The organism is Pseudomonas fluorescens, assembly GCF_902497995.1.
GTDB lineage: Bacteria > Pseudomonadota > Gammaproteobacteria > Pseudomonadales > Pseudomonadaceae > Aquipseudomonas > Aquipseudomonas fluorescens_BK.
The window spans coordinates 21024-27023 of sequence record NZ_CABVII010000045.1; the positions used below are offsets into that span (position 1 = coordinate 21024).

6 protein-coding genes are annotated in these 6000 nt (G+C 59.9%); all 6 read right to left on the minus strand.

Going from position 1 to position 6000, the window contains the following annotated elements; genetic code table 11:
* Positions 1-37: 37 nt before the first annotated feature.
* Positions 38-802 carry an ABC transporter ATP-binding protein gene (locus F8N80_RS30370; RefSeq protein ID WP_150748480.1) on the minus strand — a complete coding sequence of 255 codons (765 nt, stop codon included), beginning with the start codon at positions 800-802 and terminating at the stop codon, positions 38-40.
* A gap of 27 nt (positions 803-829) precedes the next feature.
* Positions 830-1942 carry a M14 family metallopeptidase gene (locus tag F8N80_RS30375; RefSeq protein ID WP_150748481.1) on the minus strand — a complete coding sequence of 371 codons (1113 nt, stop codon included), beginning with the start codon at positions 1940-1942 and terminating at the stop codon, positions 830-832.
* A gap of 1 nt (position 1943) precedes the next feature.
* Positions 1944-2642, minus strand: a complete 699-nt coding sequence (locus tag F8N80_RS30380; RefSeq protein ID WP_150748482.1) for an ABC transporter permease — start codon at positions 2640-2642, stop codon at positions 1944-1946.
* Entirely contained in the window at positions 2639-3328 is a 690-nt protein-coding gene (locus tag F8N80_RS30385; RefSeq protein ID WP_150748483.1) for an ABC transporter permease, read from the minus strand. The genes F8N80_RS30380 and F8N80_RS30385 overlap by 4 nt, the downstream gene beginning before the upstream one ends.
* Before the next feature lie 91 nt (positions 3329-3419).
* Entirely contained in the window at positions 3420-4193 is a 774-nt protein-coding gene (locus tag F8N80_RS30390; protein WP_150748484.1) for an ABC transporter substrate-binding protein, read from the minus strand.
* 700 nt (positions 4194-4893) lie between these two features.
* The coding region (locus tag F8N80_RS30400; RefSeq protein ID WP_150785303.1) for an AMP-binding protein at positions 4894-6000 on the minus strand (1107 nt) is incomplete at its 5' end.

Consider the following 6000-nt stretch of genomic DNA (forward strand, 5'->3'; position numbering starts at 1 on the left):
GCGAAGCATGCACTATCCCGGTGCGTAACGGGAGCGATTACTTCAGGCTGCCCGATAGGAATTGTTGCAGGCGCTCGGACTGTGGATTGACCAGCACCTCACGCGGGTTGCCGCACTCTTCGACGATACCTTTGTGCAGGAACACCAGCTGGTTCGACACTTCCCGGGCGAAGCCCATTTCGTGCGTCACCACCACCATGGTCCGGCCTTCGAGGGCCAGGGACTGCATGACCTTCAACACGTCGCCGACCAGTTCCGGGTCGAGCGCCGAGGTCGGTTCGTCGAACAGCATCACTTCGGGTTCCATCGCCAGCGCCCGGGCAATCGCCACGCGCTGCTGTTCGCCGCCGGACATGTGGCCGGGGTAGGCGTCCTTGCGATGCGCCACGCCGACCTTGTTCAGGTACAGCTCGGCCTTCTCGCGGGCTTCGGCCTTGGACATGCCGAGCACGTGCACCGGCGCTTCCATGATGTTTTCCAGCGCAGTCATGTGCGACCACAGATTGAAATGCTGGAACACCATCGACAGGCGCGAACGCATGCGTTGCAACTGTTTCGGGTCGGCCGCCTTCAACGCGCCGTCCTTGTTCGCCACCAGTTTCAGCTCTTCGTTGTTGAGCAGAATCTTGCCGGCGTGGGGCTGCTCGAGCAGGTTGATGCAGCGCAGGAAGGTACTTTTGCCGGAGCCACTGGAGCCGATGATGCTGATCACATCGCCAGCCGCCGCTTTCAGGGACACGCCCTTGAGCACTTCGTGACTGCCATAGCGTTTATGCAGGTCTTGGACTTCAAGTTTGTACATGCGGTCGGTTCTCACAAAAACAGTCAGTCAGTCGTTGAGCAAGCGCCCGTGACGCAGCGCTTCGCGCCCCGCCACCTTGGCCAGCCAGAAACCGGGTTGGGCATAACGCAGCCGTTCAATGGCAAACAGCACCCCGGACGTACCAGCACACACCGTGCTGACCCGATCCGATAACGGATCGATCACTTCGAAAATCTCGTCGCCGGCTTCGATCCACTCGCCGGGTTTGCGCAAAAAGCTGATCACGCCAGGGTGCGGCGCGAACAGTAATTCGGTGCCTTCGAACGGCATGCCTTCGCAAGCCTCTTGCGCAGGACTTGGCCACTCACCGCTGATCAAGCCTTGCTCAGCAAGGAACGCCAGAATGCCTTCGGCGTAAGCCTGCGCCTCTGGGCGACCGGTATCGGATTGGCCGCCCAACTCGATGGTCGTCGCCAGGCAGGCCAGTGGAATCTGGGCATCCGGAAACAGACGCGACAGACGCAGCCATGGCAGCGAACACGCTTCATCAAAGGAGCTGCCACCGGAATCTTCCGCCAGCAGACCGACCTTGACATTCAAGTGCGCGGCTAACGAACGCCAATGCGGCCAGTGTTGCGGCAAGGCATACATGTGCAGCGCCGCTTCGCAATCGCAGTGCAAATCCAGCACCACATCGGCGGTGCAGGCATGGCTGAGCAAAATGCGCTGCATGCCTTGCAACTGACTCTCGGCAGGCGGCAAGGCAGCCAGCACGTCGCTCATGGTTTCACGGATCAAACGGATATTGGCGTGAGGATCATCACCCAGGTGCCCTTGCAGCTCAGCGGCCACGGGCTCGCTCAGTTCGACGAAATCCCGGTTGAAATTCTTGCCGCTGCCGGCTTCAAAGCGCCCCTGATGGTTACCCTGAAGCAGTTGACCGAGGCCCAGTGGATTGGCCACCGGCACCAGCTCGATCACGCCGTTGAGCAAGCCCTGGGCTTCGAGTTCGGCCAGGCGCTTTTTCAGCTCCCAGGCCGTGCGCATCCCCGGCAATTCATCGGCGTGCAGGCTGGCCTGGATATAGGCCTTGCGCTCTCCAGTGCCGAAGCGGAACACCGAAATCTGGCGTTCGCTGCCCAGGTGGCTCCACGGCAATGCATGATCGATGCGTTCCATATCAGTGCTTCCGCGGGGCCAGATAGCCCAGCCAGCGGCGCTCGGCCAGTTTGAACAACTTCACCAGGATGAAGGTCAGGCACAGGTAGAACACACCGGCGGTGATGTAGGCTTCGAACGGCAAGTAGAACTGGGCGTTGACCGTGCGCGCGGCACCAGTGATGTCGATCAGGGTCACGATGGAGGCCAGACTGGTGGTCTGCAGCATCATGATCACTTCGTTGCTGTACTGCGGCAGCGCCCGGCGCAGGGCCGACGGCAGCAGGATGCGCTTGTACATCTTGTAGCGCGACATGCCCATGGCCTTGGCCGCTTCGATCTCGCCATGGGGCGTAGCGCGCAGGCTGCCGGCGATGATTTCGGCGGTGTAGGCGCTGGTATTGATGGCGAACGCCAGGCAGGCACAGAACGTGGCGCTGGACAGCCACGGCCAGAGGAAGCTTTCACGTACCGCTTCGAATTGCGCCAGACCGTAGTAGATCAGGAACAGCTGCACCAGCATCGGCGTGCCGCGGATCACGTAGGTGAAAAGCCAGGCGCTCAAGTTGACGACCGAGTTCTTCGAGACGCGCATCAAGCCCAGCGGCAAGGCACACAGCAGGCCGAAAAACAGCGACAGCGCGAGCAGTTTGAGGGTGGTCACCAGGCCGCCGAAGTACAGCGGCAAGGCCTCCCAAATGACGTTGTAGTCGAAGATCATAGATCAGCCGCCCTTACGCCTACCGAGTAGCGCTTCTCAAGATGACGCAATGCCAGCAACGAGACACTGGTGATCACCAGGTACATCGCCGCCACCGCGAGGAAGAAGGTGAAAGGCTCGCGGGTGGCATCTGCCGCCTGCTTGGCCTTGAACATCATGTCTTGCAGCCCCACCACCGAAATCAGTGCGGTGGCCTTGGTCAGGACCAGCCAGTTGTTGGTGAAACCCGGAATCGCCAGGCGAATCATCTGCGGCACCAACACCCGGAAGAACACCTGAACACTGCTCATGCCGTACGCCACGCCGGCTTCGGCCTGCCCCTTGGGAATCGCCATGAAGGCACCACGGAAGGTCTCCGACAGGTACGCGCCGAAGATGAAGCCCAAGGTGCCGATACCGGCAGCCAACGGGTTCAGGTCAATGTAGTCGTCAAAGCCGAGCAGCGGCGCGACGCGGTTGAGCAGGTCCTGCCCCCCGTAGAAAATCAGCAGGATCAGCACCAGGTCGGGAATCCCGCGGATCACCGTCGAATACAGATCGCCCAGCCAGGCCAGCCAGCGAATCGGGGACAGACGCAGCGCAACGCCGATCAGACCCAGAACAATCGCCAGGACCATGGACGACAAGGCGAGCTGAAGCGTCAGCCATGCGCCATCGAGGATGACAGCCCCGTAGCCTTTCAACATGATTCAGGTCCTCGAAAAGGGGGATGAAAAAATGGCGCAAACCTCAGAGATCCTGTTGCTTGCGCCATTTCGGACTTGTCGCCGGGACGTATTACTTGCCGTAGATATCGAAGGCGAAGTACTTGTCCTGGATTTGCTTGTACTTGCCGTTCTCGCGAATGGCCGTGATCGCGGTGTTGATCTTGTCTTTGAGCGCGTCACCCTTGCGCACCGCGATACCCACGCCGTCGCCGAAGTACTTGACGTCGGTGAAGGCCGGGCCGACGAACGCGAAACCTTTGCCGGCGTCGGTTTTCAGGAAGCCGTCATTCAGCAGCGTAGCGTCTGCCACGGTGCCGTCGAGGCGACCGGCCGCCACGTCGAGGTAGATTTCGTTCTGCGAACCGTACGGCTTGATCTCGGCACCCAGCGGCGCCAGGACTTCGCGGGCGAAACGCTCGTGGATCGAACCCCGTTGCACGCCGATGTTCTTGCCCTTGAGCTCAGCCAGGCTGTCGCTGACCGGGGTGCCGGCCTTCATGACCAGGCGCGCCGGGGTGTTGTAGTACTTGTTGGTGAAGTCCACGGACTTCTTGCGGTCTTCGGTGATCGACATGGACGACAGGATCGCGTCGATCTTGCGCACCTTGAGGGCCGGGATCAGGCCGTCGAACTCTTGCTCGACCCAGGTGCACTTGACCTTCATCTCTTCGCACAGGGCGTTGCCGATGTCGTAGTCGAAACCCACGATGCTGCCGTCCGGCGCCTTGGAAGCGAACGGAGGGTAAGCCGCCTCGATACCGATCTTCAGCGGTTTTTCATCAGCGAACGTCGGCAGGGACAGCACGGACAGTGCCAGGGCGCCAAGCAGCACGAGTTTCTTCATCTTGGGACTCCATCGGTAAAGGGCTAAAACGGCAGAGTGAGCGACAGCCCAATATGCAAATGAGTGGAACCGCAAAGCAGTGCTGCGTCCTGGAAAACCCACGTTGTTTTCAACGCGAGCAACGACGAGCGAGTGATCGGCATTCTAACGACAGGCCCGAAGCCGATATTTCTTCAATGCGACAACAAATTACAGAAGCACCGAGAAAGCCGTTTGGGCGCGTTGACAGCCTTGCAATTTCATGCAAGAGCAAAAGACAGTGAACCGATCATAGTTGCAAATTGCGGGCCTATTATTGGCAAAGCCTTCTAATCCGGCAAGTGTAGCGTTGCGTCTAATTTGTTATGCGCGTTGAAGTACCGCAGGAATGGGATTTTGCGTTTCTCAATGCCCCGTATGGGAACCAGCGGTTACACATTTAGTTACTTGAAGGGTGGCGGGTAACAGTGGGAAATGGGCTACAGATGAAGCCGATAATTATTGGTCGTTGTTTATGTGGTGCTTGTCAGACCGCCTTCGCGAGCAAGCCCGCTCCCACATTTGATCTCCAACGAACACATCATTTGTGCCCTGCCCAAATTCAATGTGGGAGCGGGCTTGCCCGCGAAGAGGCCAGAACAGACAACACAAAAAAACCCAGACAAAAAAAGCCCCACCAGGCGCAATGCCGGGCGGGGCTTCGATGACTCAAGAACCGCGATTAAGCGACGTTCATCGTCCTATGCGTATCAATCAAATGCTGCACCACACCCGGATCCGCCAGGGTGGAGATATCCCCCAACCCATCGTATTCCGCCGTCGCAATCTTGCGCAAAATCCGCCGCATGATCTTGCCCGAACGCGTCTTCGGCAGCCCCGGCGCCCACTGGATCACATCCGGCGAAGCAATCGGCCCAATCTCTTTACGCACCCAGTTTTTCAATTCCAGGCGTAGTTGCTCGCTGGTCTCTTCGCCTGCAATCAACGTGACATAAACATAAATCCCCTGCCCCTTGATGTCATGCGGCACACCGACCACCGCAGCCTCGGCGACTTTCGGGTGAGCGACCATCGCGCTTTCGATCTCGGCCGTCCCCATGCGGTGCCCGGACACGTTGAGCACGTCATCCACACGCCCGGTGATCCAATAGTAACCGTCTGCATCACGCCGCGCACCGTCACCGGTGAAGTACATGCCGCGGAAGGTCTTGAAGTAGGTGTCGACGAAGCGGTCATGGTCGCGATACAGCGTACGCGCCTGGCCCGGCCACGAATCGAGAATCACCAGGTTGCCCTCGGCCACGCCTTCGAGGATGTTGCCCAGGTTGTCCACCAGGGCCGGCACCACGCCGAAGAACGGCCGCGCCGCAGACCCCGGCTTGAGGCCGTGAGCGCCCGGCAACGGGCTCATCAGGGTCGCGCCGGTTTCGGTCTGCCACCAGGTGTCGACGATCGGGCAACGCGACTGACCGACATTCTTGTAGTACCAATCCCAGGCTTCCGGGTTGATCGGCTCACCGACCGAACCCAGCAGACGCAAGCTGCTGCCATCCGCACCTTCAACAGCGGCAGTGCCGGACGCCATCATCGCGCGAATCGCGGTCGGCGCGGTGTAGAGGATATTGACCTGGTGCTTGTCGACGATCTTCGCCACCCGGGTGATGTCCGGATAGTTCGGCACGCCTTCGAACAGCAGCGTGATCGCGCCGTTGGCCAGCGGGCCGTAGACGATGTAGGTGTGGCCGGTGATCCAGCCGACGTCGGCGGTGCACCAGTAGACTTCGCCCGGACGGTAGTCGAACACGCGCTCATGGGTCATGGCCGCATA